The following is a 14,926-nucleotide window of genomic DNA, read 5'->3' as shown; positions in this document are numbered from 1 at the left end:
AAGGGCTGGGGCGGCAGATCCCAGTGAAGACCAGCATCGACACGCCCTGCCCATACACACATTTTGGCCTATAACCCTCATTCACCTGCGGCCCTTCGAACGACCACGACCTATCCTGTTGTCACAGCCGAGCTCATCGGCTGCCCAGCCGCCCGGCCAGTCGGACGAAAGGAAAACCGTCAAGAATGAACACAATGAAGATCGCCGTGATCGGCGGAGGAATCGCCGGCGTCACCACGGCCTACGGGCTTGCGCGCCGGGGCGCAGCAGTGACTCTGCTCGACGATGCAGCAGCTGGGCAGGCAACTGCTGCCAGCGCTGGGATCATCGCTCCCTGGGTGTCCTCTTCGGACGGCGACTTCTACGAAGCGTACTCCGCTGGCGGCAACTACTATCCTGAGTTCCTTGCCGGTCTCCATGAGCTCGGAATTGCAGAACTCGGATACAGACGGTCCGGTGCCCTGATGGTATCGAGGGAGGCGGCAGAACTCGAGGCCGTCGAAGACCGGATTGCGCGACGGGTTGCCGCGTCCGGCTCCGTCGCGGGAAAGCTCGAGCGCGTCGACAGCACACAGGTCAGCGAATTGTTTCCCGCGCTCTCCTCCGAATTGACAGGGTTATACGTCTCCGGCGGCGGACGCGTCGACGGCCGCGTCCTCAGGAATGCCACGCTGACCGCAGCCGTCATCCTCGGTACCGAGCACCACGAGGACTCCGTGCTCGCTGTCGAACCTCTCAGAGGGGCCGGATGGAGAGTGACGACGACGCGGCAGTCGACCGACGTCGATGCCGTCGTCGTCGCGGCAGGAGCCAGGACGCGAGAGCTGCTGCTTCCGCTCGACGTGGATTGTGCAGTGAACCCGCAGCGCGGTCAGATCACGCATCTGCGTCTCCGAGGCGTGAACACCTCTCCGTGGCCGACAGTCCACCCCTTCACACCCAACTACATCACCCCGTTCGACGACGGCCGAATCGCAGTCGGTGCGACACGCGAATCCGGCAGCGGCTACGATCCCCGCATCACTGCCGCCGGGCAGCTGCAGGTTCTCCAGGACGCGCTCAGCCTGGCCCCTGGCCTCGCCGATGCCTCCCTCGTCGAGACCCGAGTCGGGATCCGCCCGATGGGCGACGACAACCTGCCGATCGTCGGAGAGGTGCCGGGAAGGCCTGGTCTATGGACGATGACCGGCTATGGAGCAGGCGGTCTCACCTTGGGTCCGCTGCTCGGCGATGCCGCGGCCCGCAGCATCCTCGGAGATCCAGCATCGGAACTCGCCCCGTTCCCCACCGCCACGGCACGCCATGATGGCGGCGGTCACTGACCCGCTGCGGGTCTCTCATCGCCCTGTCTCCAAAATCCCTGTTCACTCGTGCGAGCACCCAGGACCGCACCCCGACTCCGGACCCGGCCGAGGACAACGCGTTCTTCCCCAGTCCCTGCTCACCCACCCAGTACACCGCCGCCACGACCGATTTCGACGGTCTGGCCACAGACGAGAAGCACTCCGGCGCGAGGTGGAAGATCCTCACTCTCGCCACCGAAGAGCGGTACATGCTGATGGAGAACGGCAAGTACTTCTCGACCGGCAACCAACCCGTGGAGACCCTGCTGCCCCTCCACCACATGCTTGAGGCCGGCTACGGCGTCGACGTGGCCACGCTCTCCGGCGGGCCGGGCAAGTTCGAATGGTGGGCCCATTCGCACGACGATGAAGCCGTGGCCTCGGCTTGGGAGAGCACCGAAGCAGCGTTCAAGTATCCTCGGAGGCTTGCCGATGTGATCGCGAACGGGTTGGATGACTACGCGGCGATCTTCATTCCCGGAGGCCACGGTGCGATGAACGTCATCCCGTTCGCCGAGGATGTCCAGGCCGCGCTGGATCACTTCCAGAACGACGACAAGCTCATCATCACTCTGGGACATGATCGAGGCCTTGCAGCAGGACGGACTCGAAATCGTCAACGACGATATGCCGGGAGCGACCGTGCGCGACCGCAACCTCCTGTCCGGCGACAGCCCGCTGGCGACCGACCGGATGGGCAAGGACTGCGTGACCGCACTGCCGGAGGAGTTCGGCGAGTGGCACCGCCGGCGCGTCGCTTTCGAAGCTCCGCACGGTTCACCGTCGGCACCTGATTCCCCAGGAACGACCACGCCCCCGAGAGCCGATGCTCTCGGGGGCGTGTGACGTCGACTCGGTCAGGCGAGCCGAAGACGAACCGGATCAGTTGCCGGAGTCTCCTCCCTGCTCAGCCGGCTCCGAGGCGGGAGCCGAGGATTTGCCCCCGGTGCCGTCCTCGGCGATCGACGGATCGGCCGCCACGGCGTCATCGATGGCGTTCTTCAGCCGCTTCTGAGCCTTGCCGTACTCTTCGAAGTCACCCTTCTTGAGTGCGGCGTCCGAGTCCTCCATGGCCTTCTTCGCTTCCTGCAGAGCGTCGTTGAGGGCCTTGTCCGGCGACTTCGAACCGGAGTCCTTGCCTGCCGAGGAGGAGCCTCCGGAATCGCCGCTGCCGCTGTCCTCGGTGCCGGCATCGCCGGCCTTGGCGCCGGAGTCTCCCCCGAACACCTGGTCGAGCGCCTCGTCGAGGGTCGGAGCGAAGCCGATGTCCTCGCCGAAGGCCACGAGCACGTGCTGCAGCAGCGGATATGAGGTCTCACCGGCAGACCGGACGTAAACAGGCTGCACGTAGAGCAGACCATTGCCGATGGGCAGGGTCAGCAGGTTGCCGTTCTCCACCTCGGACTCGCCCTGACGCAGCAGGTTGAGGCTGCGCTGGACGTCAGGAGCGGTGTTGAAGTTGTTCTGCGCCTGTCCCGGGCCGGGCACGGTCGTATTGCGCGGCAGCTGGAGCAGTCTCAGCTTTCCGTAGCTGTCGGCCGTCTCGCCCTTCTTGCTTCCTGCGTCGGCGTCGGCCGAGAGGAACCCGGTGAGGTTGTTGCGCGACTGGCCCTCAGACGACCGAGCCGGAATGTACGAGCTCGTCAGCGAGAAGGACGGCGCTTCCTGACCCGGCATCTGCAGAGTCATGTAGAACGGCGGCTGAGTCAGTCCGCTGCTGGCCTTCTTCGTCGGATCGGTCGGCAGGGTCCAGAAGTCCTGACCGGAGTAGAACTCGCTGGCCGTGGTCACATGGTACTTTGCGAGCAGATCGCGCTGGACCTTGAACATGTCCTCGGGATAGCGGACGTGGCTCATAAGATCACCGGACATCTCCGACGAGGACTTGATGAGGCCGGGGAACACCTTCATCCAGGTTTTGAGCACCGGATCGTCCTTGTCCCACTGGTACATGTCGACCGATCCGTCGTAGGCATCGACCGTGATCTTCACCGAGTTGCGGATGTAGTTCACTTCATCGTCCGGCAGCGTCGCCACCGAATTCGGCGCTGTCGCCGTGGTCGAGTCCTCGGTCGCCTGCTGCAGCGGCTGCGGGGTCGAGTACGGGTAGTCCTCGGCCGTCGTGTAGCCGTCGAGGATCCACTTGATCTTCCCGTCGACGACGGCAGGGTACGGATCGCCGTCGATCTTGAGGAACGGGGCGAGCTTCTCCACACGTTCGCGCGGGTGGCGATCGTAGAGGATCTGCGATTCTTCGTTGAGTGCGTCCGAGAGCAGGATCTGCTCGTCCTGGAACTTCAGCGCATAGGCGAGTCGATTGAACACGTTGCCGACCGACGGTCCTCCATCACCGGCGAAGGTGTTGTTGACCTGGCCGGAGCCGCCCTTCTCATCCGAGGGGTAGTCGAGTTCGCGCGGAGTCGCTCCCTTCTCGGCACCGACGATCGAATAGTCAGGTGAGGACTCTCCGAAGTACACCCGCGGTTCGTATTGGGGGAACTCACCCTTCGGCGGAATGTCCGATTCCATGAAAGTCGGTTCGCCATCGGGGTTGCGCTGGTTGCCGTTGGCTGCGACCACGCCGAAGCCGTGGGTGTAGACGATGGCCCGGTTGAACCAGCTCTGGTTGTTCACCGAGCTCGGAGCGAGTTCGCGGACAGCGATGACGGTGTCGCGCTTCTCGCCTTTGATGTCATAGCGGTCGACGTCGAGCTTCTGCGGGAACGAATAGTAGGGACGCACCTGCTGCAGCTGCCGGAAGGTGTCCGAGACGAGGTTCGGATCCAACAGTCTGATCGAGGCTGCGGTCTCGGCGTCCTTCCGCAGCGCGCCCTTCTCACCGCTGGTGCTCGGCTCGTAGGGGGTCACCTCGATGTCGTCGAAGTCGAAGGCATCGCGGGTGGCGTCGATATTGTGCTGGATGTACTCCGATTCCAGGCTCTGCTGCGAGGGGTTGACCTGGAACTGCTGGATCATTGCCGGGTAGGCGATGATCGACACACCGCCGAGGACGATGAGCGTGAGCGTGGCGATGATCGAGATCCGCCAGTTGCCCTTCCACGCGGTGTAGACGAACAGCAGTGCCACGAGCACGGCGGCGATCGCGACGATCGCCATGGCGGGAAGCGCGGCGTGGTCATCGACGTACGTGACACCGGGAACGATGCCGCCGGCGGCGGTGAGTCGGTCGTAGCGAGCCAGCCACAGGCGACCGGCCTGAACGATGACGAGCACCGCCACGGTGATGCCCAACTGCCATTGCGCCGTCTTCGTCAGGATCACGCCCTTCTGCTCCCCCGGGCGGATTCCGCCGAAGAGGTAGTGGGCGACGAGCGCGGCGATGAGCGCGATGAGCAGGGCCATGCCGAGCTGATTGCCGATGAGGCGCAGCCCCGGCAGCACGAAGACGAAGAATGACTTGTCGAGGCCGAACTGCGGGTCCTTCGAGCCGAAGGAGGTGGAATTCATCCATTCGAGGATCGTGTTCCAATGCGCCGAGGCGGTGATTCCGGCGAGCAGGCCGACGACGGCGGGAATGGCGATCGTCGCGACTCTGCGCAGCGGTTCGATCGCCTCACGGTACCGGTCGAGGTTCTCCTGGCGCGGCGTCGTTGGAGCGTAGACGGGACGATGCCGGTACGCCAAATGCAGACTCACCCACACGGGCACCGCCATGAGGATGAAGCCGCCGAGGAAGGTCAGGCCGCGAGTGACCCACATCTTGCGAAAGACCTGCGCGGCATCGATCTGCCTGAACCACAGCACCTCGGTGTAGACCTGAGTGAAGGAGATGAAGGCGATCAGCAGAACCGCCACGGATACGAGGGTGAGCAGCAGCGGCGAACGTCTTGGCCGATTCGCCGGCATGCGTGCGGAGTGGGGTGAGGACGAGGTGCTCACTACTGCCCTTTCTCATTGTTGTCGGCGCCATCGGCGGAACACTTCGGAAGATCGGAAGTGTCACCGGCGGCGTACTGCTCCACGGCGGTCTCCGCGTCATCGAGCGTGTCGATGCGCGCCACCGTGATCTTGGACTGGTCGGCGGCCGAGAGGACTTCCGCGCAGTTGTCGGCGGGTGAGAGGAACAGCGTTGCTCCGTTCTCCGTCGCTGCGGCCACCTTCTGGCGGGCTCCGCCGATGGGTCCGACCGTCCCCGAAGGATCGATCTCCCCTGTGCCCGCGACGTGCTTGCCGCCGGTCATCGCTCCCGGGGTGAGCTCGTCGATGATGGCAAGAGCGAACATCGTGCCCGCCGAGGGGCCTCCGACACCTTCGACATTGAACTTCACGTCGACCGGGAACTCGAAGTCCTGCTTCATGGTGATGCCGATCGCCTTGCGTCCCTCGATGTCAGCGGGCTTCAGGCTGAGCTTCTCGCTCTTCCCGTCACGATCGATGACGAGATCCACGGACTCCGCCGACTGCACGGTGCTGCTCATGATCTGCGCAGCAGCGGGATCGGAATCGAGTTTCTTCCCGTTCACCGAAATGATCCGGTCTCCCTTGCGGAGCTTGCCCCGGGCCGGGGAGTCCTTCACGACGTCATCGACGAGCAGATGGACAGAGTACGACTTGCCCAGCTGCTCCATGGCCGCCGCAACCGCGACGTCCTGACTCGAGGACATCTCGACCGCATTCGATTCGGCCACGTCTTCGCGTGTGGTGTCGAGCGGATAGTAGGCCTCGGTGGGAATCACGGTCTCCTGGCCGTTGAGCAGTGCGCCCAGAGCCTGCGACGCGTAGACATCACGGCCCGGTCCGCCGCTCACGGCCACCGTGAGCATGTCGATCCGCCCATCGGTGGGATAGGTTTCGGCACCAGAGACGCTGATCATCGAATCGCCCTGGTAATCGCCGAGGGTGTTGAAAACCGGTCCCGGCAGCTGAAGCATGTACGGAACCGGCAGAAGCACGGCCACAGCGATGAAGACGTAGGTCAGAACACCCGAGGTCGTGGACAGACGTGGAGTTCGTCGACGTCTGGTGCCGCGGGTCGGCGCCGCTGGCACCGGCACGGCCCGAGGGGCGTTCTCTGTCATGTATTCCTTTCGCTGCACCGCCCCACCAGTCTAGTTGAATGCTGAGGGTCGGGTTCACAGACTCCTTTCGCCCGGTGCGAACATCCTGCGAAACCTCCGCGAATTGGGAAGCTTCCCACATATGAAACCGTTAACGTGGGTGTCAAACCGATTCTTGGGGGCTGTAGAACAATGACCGATGACAACAACAACGAGCAGAATCCGTTCGAGCAGATCTTCGGAATGCTCTTCGGCGCCAATGGCCCCGGTCAGGGCGATGACAAGAACGAGTCCGGCATGCCGCAGGGCTTCCAGATCGACCCGTCGATGATGGCGACGATCATGAATCAGATGCAGGGCCTGTTCGGTCAGGGCGCCGACCCGCAGGGCCAGGCGGTCTCGATCGCGCAGAAAGCCGTCCCGACTCCCGATCCTGCGGTGAGCGAGGAGGCGAAGCGCGCCACCACCGACGCCTTCCGTCTGGCCGAGCTGTGGCTCGCCGAGGCGACCGAATTCTCCGTGGCCAATCGCACGGCCACTCCGCTGCGCCGCGCCGACTGGGTCAGCGAGACGATGCCGGGCTGGCAGAAATTCGTGCTGCCCATCAAGGAGAACATGTCCACGGCTCTGACTGAGACCCTCGAGTCCCAGGTTCCGGCAGAGATGAAGGGCATCCTAGCGGGTGCATCGTCGATGTTCGGCTCGATGAGCGATTCGATGTTCGCCATGCAGATCGGCCAGGCCGTGGGAGCGCTCTCCGAGAGCGTCCTGACCGGCACCGAGGTGGGCCTGCCCCTTCTGCCTCACGACACCGCCGTCCTCGTCGAGACCAACGTGGACGCGTTCGCCACCGATATCGACGTCGATGCCTCCGAGGTCCGCATCTATCTCGCCGCTCAGGAGCTCGCCCACCTTGCTCTGTTCGAGCGCGCCCCGTGGCTGAGCGCCCAAGTCGAGACCGCACTGACCCGCTACGCACAGGGGCTCAAGGTCGACACCTCGCAGATCGAGGACATGGCATCGAACATCGATCCGTCGAACATCTCCGATCTCAGCGAGAACATCCGCCAGGGTCTGTTCAATCCGCCGACGACAGATGACCAGAAGCAGGCGCTGACCTCTCTGGAGAATCTGCTCGCCGTCATCGCCGGCTGGGTCGATGTCGTCGTCTACGAAGCCTGCGCGCACCTGCCCGGCCGCGATCAGATCCGCGAGGCGCTGCGTCGTCGCCGCGCCACCGCCGGACCGGCGGAGAAGACCTTCTCCACCCTCGTCGGCCTGCAGCTCAACCCTCGGCGCCTCCGGGACGCCGCTGCCCTGTTCGCCTACCTCGAATCGCAGGGCGGTGCCGAGGCCAGGGACAACGTCTTCTCCCACCCGGACCTGCTGCCCACCACTCAGGACCTCGACGATCCGCTCGGGTACTCGGAGCGCCGTCAGGCCGAGTGGACCAATGAGTCGAGCATCGACGAGGCACTCAGCCGCATCCTCGCCGAAGGCCTAGACGGCATCGACGGATCTGTGCCGTCGCAAGCCGACGGCACAGACTCGGTCACGGGCTCAGGGCCGGCCGAATCGACGACCGAAGACTCGACCGGCGAAGCAGACGACGATTCCTCATCCGAGGGCTCGACAGGAGACGACCCGGAATCCGACGAGACCGACGGCCGCTGAATGATCGATCTCGAAGCTGCCCGCCGAGAGGTCGGGCGGGCGCCCTCGAATCCGTTCGTCTCCGAGTTCGCCGAACTCTTCGCACAGCAGGGAGCGGACTCCCTGCGCCGTGACGGCGGCGCGCACCATCTCACGGCCAGTTGCCTGGTGTTCGATCCCAGTGCGGAATCGGTGCTGCTCAATCATCATGGCAAGGCGCAGCTGTGGGGACAGTTCGGCGGGCACCTCGAACCGATCGACCACTCCCTCCGCGAGGCCGCCCGGAGGGAAGCCGAGGAGGAGAGCGGGCTGGCCGATTTCGCCTGGGTCTCCCCTGCGCCGATCGACCTGCATGTCCACGATCTGTCCTCAGCGTTCGGAGCCTGCACCCGTCATTTCGATGTCGTCTTCGCCGCCCGGGCATCGGTGGCCGAGTCGCCGAGCGCGTCTGCGGAGTCCCTCAACGTCGCCTGGTTCCCCTTGGGAGAGCTGCCGTCAGACCTCATGCCCGATCTGCCGGCTCGACTGCCCGACCTCTACCGGTCTGCGGTCGCATCTCTCAGCGCCTGCGGCTGAAGCGCTCTCCGTCACTGAAGCCCTCGAGGTAGAGTTTTGCCTCTGCCTGCCGCGGATGGCGATCCGCCAGCGCATGGAACTCCTTCGAATGCGGACCGATCTGCAGATGGACGAGCTCATGCACCACCACCGTCTCGAGCACCCAACGCGGCACTGATTGGAGCCGATGGGAGATCCGGATGTCTCCTGTCGACGTCGTCGTCGACGCCCATCGGCTGATGTTCTGATTCGTCACCCACCTGATCGACGCCGGACGCAGCCGTCCTTCGAAATACCGTCTGCTCATCTCCTCGGCGACCTCGACGAGGTCAGCGGCGGACGAATGGTCACGTGCGGAGAGGCGATTCAGCAGATCGGTCAACGACCGGACGTTCGCCTCCACGCTGTAGCGCACCGGAGCGCGCAGCACATAGGTGTCGATCTCCTTGGACACGGCCACGGTCTTCTTCCGGCGCGCCGATCTGCGCACCTCGATCTCGCCGCGGGCGATCGCCCGGAGCACCTCTTCTTCGTTCCACTGCTCTCGCTTGGCCACGGCACCATCATAGGAAACCTCACTGACGCAGAACCGCTTGAGCACCCGTGCTCACACTTTGTGAATCTCCTGAGTATTCTGGTTCGCTGGTCCTCGCTGCGACCGTCCACAGCCGCGTGCGTCCTCGATTTCCCTGCCCACCGAGGGCTCGCCCCTCATCGAGCGCCGTTCATCAACAGCCTCGGCGGCTTTCAAGGCACCTTTCCTCCACAATCTCTGCGGCGATATCCACAGACTGTCCACAAGCTGTTGACGTGTCTGTGCATGAGGACGCATTGACGCGAGGGCGAATGCAGAATAAGTTCTATGCTTGACCCCGGAAAACCCGGAGATGCGTGCGGAAGGGGAAGCCGCACGAGTCTCCGCGAGCGCCTGGGGCATCATGCGGTTGAGGGCATGTCGGAAGACGCTTTCCGGCCTGTCCTCAATCGTTTTCCACAGAGTTGTCCACAGCTTCTCGTGCTCCATGGCCATTCCCCTCGCCGTTCACTACTGTGGAAGTCCTCACAGCAGGCGAGGCGAAGGGGCCCCGATGTTCAGAATATTTCCCAGTGTTCCCATCACGTGGCGTTCGTCCTCGTGCATTCAGTTCGGCGCGGACGATCCGATCCTCATCGACGGATTGCTCCCGGCCGATGCCACTCTCATCGAAGATCTCCGGCTCGGCATCGGCTCGTCCCAGTTCTATGCTCGCGCCCAAGAGCTCGGCGCCGATCTCGGCCGAGCGAGTTCCCTGATCACGCTGCTCGGCGAAGCCGGAGTGCTCATTCCCGACGGTGCGGACACCGGTGCAGTGCCGAAGGGCTCTCCCGTCTTCGCAGCTGCCCACAGCTACGGCCTGTCTCCCGGCCGAGTCTCGCAGGCCCTGGCCTCTCGGCCAGTGCTCGTCACCGGGCCGCTGCAGGCCATTCTCGAGGGCCACCTCGCTGCCACCGGGTTTGCCATCTCCTCAGCAGGGCGCATCGAGGAACTCGACCTCATGGCCGCCCCGCTCGTCATTACGAGTTCGCACCTGGTTCCCGATCTCCATTCGGCCATGTGGCTCAGCGACCGTGAGGTCGATCACTGCCAAGTGGTCCTCGGCGAGTCCGCTGTGGAGGTCACGGGCCTCATCCGCCCCGGACGCACACCGTGCACAGTCTGTTCCTGTCTGCACCGGAAGGACGCCGACGCGGGGTGGCTCGATCAGCATTCGCGCATCCGTGCGCTCCCCGAGCGCGAGAGCCTGTCCGACCCTCTCGCTCGTGTCCTCGGCGCGGCACATGCCGTTCAGCTGCTGCGACATGCCCTGCTGCGGCCAGAGCTCGACCCAGCGCGTCGCATCATCTCGCTCGATGCGGGAACTGTCAGTGAGGAAGGGCTGGCCTTCCACGATCGCTGTCACTGCCGTGCACCCGTGCCGGACTTCGGATCAGTCGGAGAGCAGGTCCAGTAGGCTCTTTCCGTACAGCTCGAGTTTCGTCGCGCCGACGCCGGGCACACGAGCGAGCTCGTCGAGATCACGTGGACGGTTCTCAGCGATGACGGACAGAGAGGTGTCGGTGAGGACCAGGTAGGGCGGAAGACCCTGTTCCATCCCCACACGGACTCTCCAGCGCCGCAGCCGGTCGAGCAGTTCGAGATCGACATCGGCGGGGCAGTCGGAGCAGCGCCCGAGGGCGCGATCGACTTGCGACACGAGTGTGCGTCCGCACCGGCTGCAGCGATTGAGAACGGCCGTATCATCGGCTTTCCGTGGTTGCCCCATAGCTTGGTCGAGCTGTCCGAGTTCGGAGAGGAATCGGGATGATCGGCGGGGTTTCTGCTTGGAGTCGAAGCGGGCGAGCGACCAGCTCATCCGCAGCTGTCTGCCGGCACGGGTCAACGCCACATAGAACAGGCGCCGTTCCTCTGCGATGGCCCGCGGCGTCTGTGCGTAGCTGATCGGCAGCAGCCCCTCACTGAGGCCGACCAGGTGCACACTGTCCCATTCGAGTCCCTTGGCGGCGTGGAAGGACGCCAGAGTGACGCCTTCGATGTCGGGAGCGAACTGGTGCTCGGCACGATCGGCGAGATCGGCGAGAAAGGTCTCCATCGGCACCGGCAGCTCCTGGCCGGCCTGGTGTCCCTCCGCGAGGTCGACGAGGGCCTTGAGAGATTCCCATCTCTGCCGGCTGGCGCTTGGGCCCGGCGGTTCGCCAGTGAAGCCGAGGGAGCCCAGCACTTCCACGACGGCTTCGGGAAGCGGGCGGCCGGAAGACGTGACTCGTGCGGCCTTGAGCATGAGCACGGCCTCTTTGACCTCTTTGCGCGCGAAGAAGCGCTCCCCTCCCCGCAGCACGTAGGGAATCCCTGCTGCGGCCAGTGCCTGCTCGTAGGCTGGGCTCTGTCCATTCGTGCGAAAGAGCACGGCGATGTTCCGAGGGCGACGTCCTGCTCGGATCTCTGCTGAGATCGCATCGACCACTCCTGCGGCTTCGGCCTCATCGGTCGGGTATTCGACCATGCTCGGCTGTTGACCCACAGGATTGTCCGTTCGAAGGGTCAGAGCACTCTTCGACGTATGTCTGAGGAGGCTGTTGGCGGTGGTCACGATCGCCTGTGAGGACCGATAGTTGCGGACCAGTCGGATTGTTCTGGCCTCGGGCATGGTGGTGTTGAGTGATCCGAGCAGGCTCGCATCGGCGCCGGCGAAGGAGTAGATGGTCTGCGCGGGATCGCCCACGACGCACAGATTGTCGCGAGGGCCCAGCCAGCGGGAGAGCACATCGAACTGGAGTGGTGAGACGTCTTGGAATTCGTCGACGACGAAGTGCCGGTACTGGTCGCGGATCTCTGCGGCGATCGCCGGATATTCCGCCAGGACCCCGGAGAGCACCAGCAGCACATCGTCGAAGTCGAGCAGCCGTCCTCGCGTCTTCGCCTCACCATAGGCTTCGAAGATCCGGACCATGTCCTCGACGCCCAGCTGTCCCGGCAGATCGCGTGCGGCCGCCTTCGTCGCATAGTCTTCGATGCCCAGCAGCGATGCCGCGGCGAACTCGATCTCGGAGGCGACGTCTCGGGTCATTTCCCGACTGGTCTCCATTCCGAGGCTCTGCATCACCGACCCGATGATGCCGACTTTGTTCTCGATGATGCGGGGGAAATCCCCCTCGGCGAAACGATCCCAGAAGTAGCGCAGCTGGCGCAGAGCTGCGGAGTGGAACGTGCGTGCCTGCACTGCGGGCACACCGAGTCCGCGCAGGCGCGAGCGCATCTCCCCCGCCGCCTTCGCCGTGAAGGTCAGGGCCAGGACATGGTTGGGCGGGAACACCTCGGTGGCGATCCCATAGGCGATGCGGTGCGTCATGGCTCGGGTCTTGCCCGTGCCGGCACCGGCGAGGACGATCACCGGAGAGTCGAAGTGGGTGGCGACGTCTCGCTGCTCCTCGTCCAGGGCCTCGAGAAGGGCCGTGGCCGAAGCGTTCACGCGTTGTCCAACCAGCTGTACAGGAGTTGGCCTGCGATGGAGACGGTCGACGGGGCGCGCACGGCCTTCTCCGCAATGGCCGTGCGCAGCTCATCCCGGGTGAACCATTTCAGGGAGGCGATCTCAGCCTCGTCGGCGGCGAATTCGCGACTGGGAGCTTCGGCCGAGAATCCGAGCATGAGTGAGCAGGGGAAAGGCCACGGCTGGGACCCGAGGTACCTGGGGTCGGTGACCTCGAGGTGGGCCTCCTCCCAGATCTCTCTGATCACCGCGCGTTCGAGTGTCTCTCCGGGTTCGACGAACCCGGCCAGGAGCGAATACCGATCGGCTTCCCACGCCGCGTTGTTGCCCAGCAGCACACGTTCGACACCATCGTCATCGGTGTTGACGATGACGACGATGACGGCGGGGTCCGTGCGCGGAAAGTGCTCGCTGCCGGTCTCCGGGTCGCGGCGCACCCAACCGCCGAGCGCCGGTGCGGTCGGAGCGCCGGTGCGCGGAGAGTACTGATGGGCGCGATGCCAATTCCCCACTCCGACGACTTCACAGGCCAGGGACACCTGCACGTCGTCGAGGGCTTCGGCCAGCTGTCGCAGGGGCAGCCACACGGGCTCGGTGCTGTCGATGCCGCCGGGGGCGGTGAGCAGGTCACTGGCGTCACGGGCACGGAAGATCTCCAAAGCGGAATCGAGGCGGCTGCGCCCGGCGTCATCGAGTGACACGCCGATGTACCGCGCCCCCTGAGCATCCCTGCCGAGGTAGATCTCGGTCTGGCCCTCGGGCACCAGATCGCGGTCGCCGAGGAACAGCCCACCGGCGGCAACCAGCAGACTCCCGCGATGTTCGAAGACCGGAACCGCTTCGGACTCCCAGATCTCAGTCAGATCTCCGTCCCCTCCCCGGGTGAGATGATCTCGATCGATTCCATGGCGGGCTAGGCTGATCGGCTGCACGAGAGGCAATGGCTTCATGCTCTCCACGATATCTCAGGGCTCTGTCACGTCCCGGCCCGCAAGCGAGCGTCGTCCGGCCGCCCTGCTCGGCTGCGGCTGACACGCTCGGCGGCGCGTCCCGTGTCTCAGCGCGGGGCAGACGGTAGATTGGGAAAGGTGGATAACAAGGCGCTCAAGTTGACTGCGATCGCGGCGACGATGCTCGACGGCTTCGCCCCGACGAAATGGACACCCCTGCCGCCCCTGGACGACGGTGTCAGAGTCCTGCTGGCCGACGACCGGCAGCAGCTCGTGGCGACGGCTCAGACCCACCTCGACCGCACCGCGGACACCGGTTCGGCCGCCGAGGCGGGGCGCATCTACGATGCCATGTACCCGCACGCCGACTTCACATGGCCGCATCTGCGGGCCCTCACCGAGGTCGACGCCGAATACTTCGGCACCTCGACTCCCACGACCGTGACCCTCGTCGATCCGCTGCCCGGGGCGCCTCTGGGCGATGTGCCCATCGCCGACACGGCTCGGGCCAGCTCGCTGGCACAGGCTCTGGCGACGCTGCACTCGGCCGCGCCCGAGTCGGTCTCCGAAGCGGGTTTCCCGGTCGAGGATCCCTCACGGTCGCAGTTCCTCATCCTCGAACGACTCGATCAGGCCGCGAGCACCGGACGGGTTCCCTCCGCTCTGCTCCAGCATTGGGAAGAGGAGTTCGAGAAGGTCGCTCTCTGGCACTTCCTTGCCACCCCGATCCACGGATCCATCGACGAGATGAGTGTCTACACGGACCAGGAGCGGGTGCTCGCACTGTCCGAGATCGGTCGGCTGCGGGTCGCGGACCCTGCTGTCGATCTGGCTGCGGCTTCCGCGCTCATCGACCCGGCGGCCCTGTCGACGTTCTTCGAGGAGTATCGCAGTTCCCGCCCCCGCGCTGATGATCACGTCGTCGCCCGCGCCGAACTCCTGGCCGAGTTCGCTGTGCTCGATTGGCTCCTCGAAGCCGTCGACTCCGGCGACGAGAGCGCCATTCAGGACGCCGCCGACCTCCTGGCATCATTCAATGATGTTCTCTTCGCCGCCGCTCCGGCCACCGGTTCCGATTCCGGCGGTGGGCGGGGCGAGGAGACCGTCGCGGATTCCGCTGCAGCCTCCGCAGCCGCCGGCGACGACTCGCCCGGTGCCCCGCGACCCGAGCGTTCCGCGGACTCGGAGGCCGGCGGGGTCGAGGCTGCGATCACCGAGAGACAGCGCAGCGATGTCTTCATCCCGCGGGCCCGACCGACCGCCGACGCCGGCGATGCCGCACCCGACATCGACCCGGCCTCGGACGGACAAGACGACACCGGCCGGCAATCGGATCGCCCCTGAGTCTCCGGATCCCTGAGAGCGGTCTTCCTGCAGGC

At 65.0% G+C, this 14,926-nt stretch carries 12 protein-coding genes; 6 read left to right on the top strand and 6 right to left on the bottom strand.

What is annotated here, in order from left to right; all coding sequences use genetic code 11:
* The first annotated feature begins 185 nt into the window (after positions 1 to 185).
* Positions 186 to 1,322: an NAD(P)/FAD-dependent oxidoreductase gene (locus IHE57_RS13185; protein WP_209373653.1), complete on the top strand. Its 1,137-nt coding sequence runs from the start codon at positions 186 to 188 to the stop codon at positions 1,320 to 1,322.
* A gap of 119 nt (positions 1,323 to 1,441) precedes the next feature.
* Here the strand turns inward: IHE57_RS13185 and IHE57_RS16445 are convergent, their stop codons facing one another.
* Entirely contained in the window at positions 1,442 to 1,924 is a 483-nt protein-coding gene (locus tag IHE57_RS16445; RefSeq protein WP_253720257.1) for a hypothetical protein, read from the bottom strand.
* On the opposite strand from IHE57_RS16445, the gene IHE57_RS16440 reads away from it, so the two are divergent.
* Complete coding sequence (locus IHE57_RS16440; protein ID WP_253720255.1) at positions 1,923 to 2,189, top strand: hypothetical protein; 267 nt, start codon at positions 1,923 to 1,925, stop codon at positions 2,187 to 2,189. The genes IHE57_RS16445 and IHE57_RS16440 overlap by 2 nt on opposite strands.
* A gap of 36 nt (positions 2,190 to 2,225) precedes the next feature.
* Here IHE57_RS16440 and IHE57_RS13175 read toward each other — a convergent pair whose 3' ends face one another.
* The gene (locus IHE57_RS13175; RefSeq protein WP_209373663.1) at positions 2,226 to 5,210 is read right to left on the bottom strand and encodes a UPF0182 family membrane protein; all 2,985 of its coding nucleotides are present in this window, start codon (positions 5,208 to 5,210) and stop codon (positions 2,226 to 2,228) included.
* A gap of 32 nt (positions 5,211 to 5,242) precedes the next feature.
* Positions 5,243 to 6,382 carry a YlbL family protein gene (locus IHE57_RS13170; protein WP_209373651.1) on the bottom strand — a complete coding sequence of 380 codons (1,140 nt, stop codon included), beginning with the start codon at positions 6,380 to 6,382 and terminating at the stop codon, positions 5,243 to 5,245.
* A gap of 171 nt (positions 6,383 to 6,553) precedes the next feature.
* Here IHE57_RS13170 and IHE57_RS13165 point away from each other — a divergent pair, with 171 nt between their 5' ends.
* Positions 6,554 to 8,035, top strand: a complete 1,482-nt coding sequence (locus IHE57_RS13165; RefSeq protein ID WP_209373649.1) for a zinc-dependent metalloprotease — start codon at positions 6,554 to 6,556, stop codon at positions 8,033 to 8,035.
* Positions 8,036 to 8,590 carry an NUDIX hydrolase gene (locus IHE57_RS13160; RefSeq protein WP_209373647.1) on the top strand — a complete coding sequence of 185 codons (555 nt, stop codon included), beginning with the start codon at positions 8,036 to 8,038 and terminating at the stop codon, positions 8,588 to 8,590.
* Here IHE57_RS13160 and IHE57_RS16765 read toward each other — a convergent pair.
* Positions 8,574 to 9,125, bottom strand: a complete 552-nt coding sequence (locus tag IHE57_RS16765; protein WP_366933955.1) for a M48 metallopeptidase family protein — start codon at positions 9,123 to 9,125, stop codon at positions 8,574 to 8,576. The genes IHE57_RS13160 and IHE57_RS16765 overlap by 17 nt on opposite strands.
* Positions 9,126 to 9,657: 532 nt before the next feature.
* On the opposite strand from IHE57_RS16765, the gene IHE57_RS13150 reads away from it, so the two are divergent.
* Positions 9,658 to 10,560, top strand: a complete 903-nt coding sequence (locus IHE57_RS13150) for a hypothetical protein (protein WP_209373645.1) — start codon at positions 9,658 to 9,660, stop codon at positions 10,558 to 10,560.
* On the opposite strand, the gene IHE57_RS13145 is transcribed toward IHE57_RS13150, so the two are convergent.
* Complete coding sequence (locus tag IHE57_RS13145; RefSeq protein ID WP_209325068.1) at positions 10,537 to 12,576, bottom strand: ATP-dependent DNA helicase UvrD2; 2,040 nt, start codon at positions 12,574 to 12,576, stop codon at positions 10,537 to 10,539. The two genes, IHE57_RS13150 and IHE57_RS13145, sit on opposite strands and share 24 nt — an antisense overlap.
* Complete coding sequence (gene nudC, locus IHE57_RS13140; RefSeq protein ID WP_209325067.1) at positions 12,573 to 13,547, bottom strand: NAD(+) diphosphatase; 975 nt, start codon at positions 13,545 to 13,547, stop codon at positions 12,573 to 12,575. The genes IHE57_RS13145 and nudC overlap by 4 nt, the downstream gene beginning before the upstream one ends.
* A gap of 159 nt (positions 13,548 to 13,706) precedes the next feature.
* On the opposite strand from nudC, the gene IHE57_RS13135 reads away from it, so the two are divergent.
* The gene (locus IHE57_RS13135) at positions 13,707 to 14,891 is read left to right on the top strand and encodes a protein kinase family protein (protein ID WP_209373643.1); all 1,185 of its coding nucleotides are present in this window, start codon (positions 13,707 to 13,709) and stop codon (positions 14,889 to 14,891) included.
* Positions 14,892 to 14,926 lie beyond the last annotated feature (35 nt).

This window comes from Brevibacterium renqingii (genome assembly GCF_017808105.1).
Lineage (GTDB): Bacteria > Actinomycetota > Actinomycetes > Actinomycetales > Brevibacteriaceae > Brevibacterium > Brevibacterium renqingii.
Note: the sequence above shows the minus strand (reverse complement) of the source record. Positions and strands in the feature narration are given on the sequence as shown.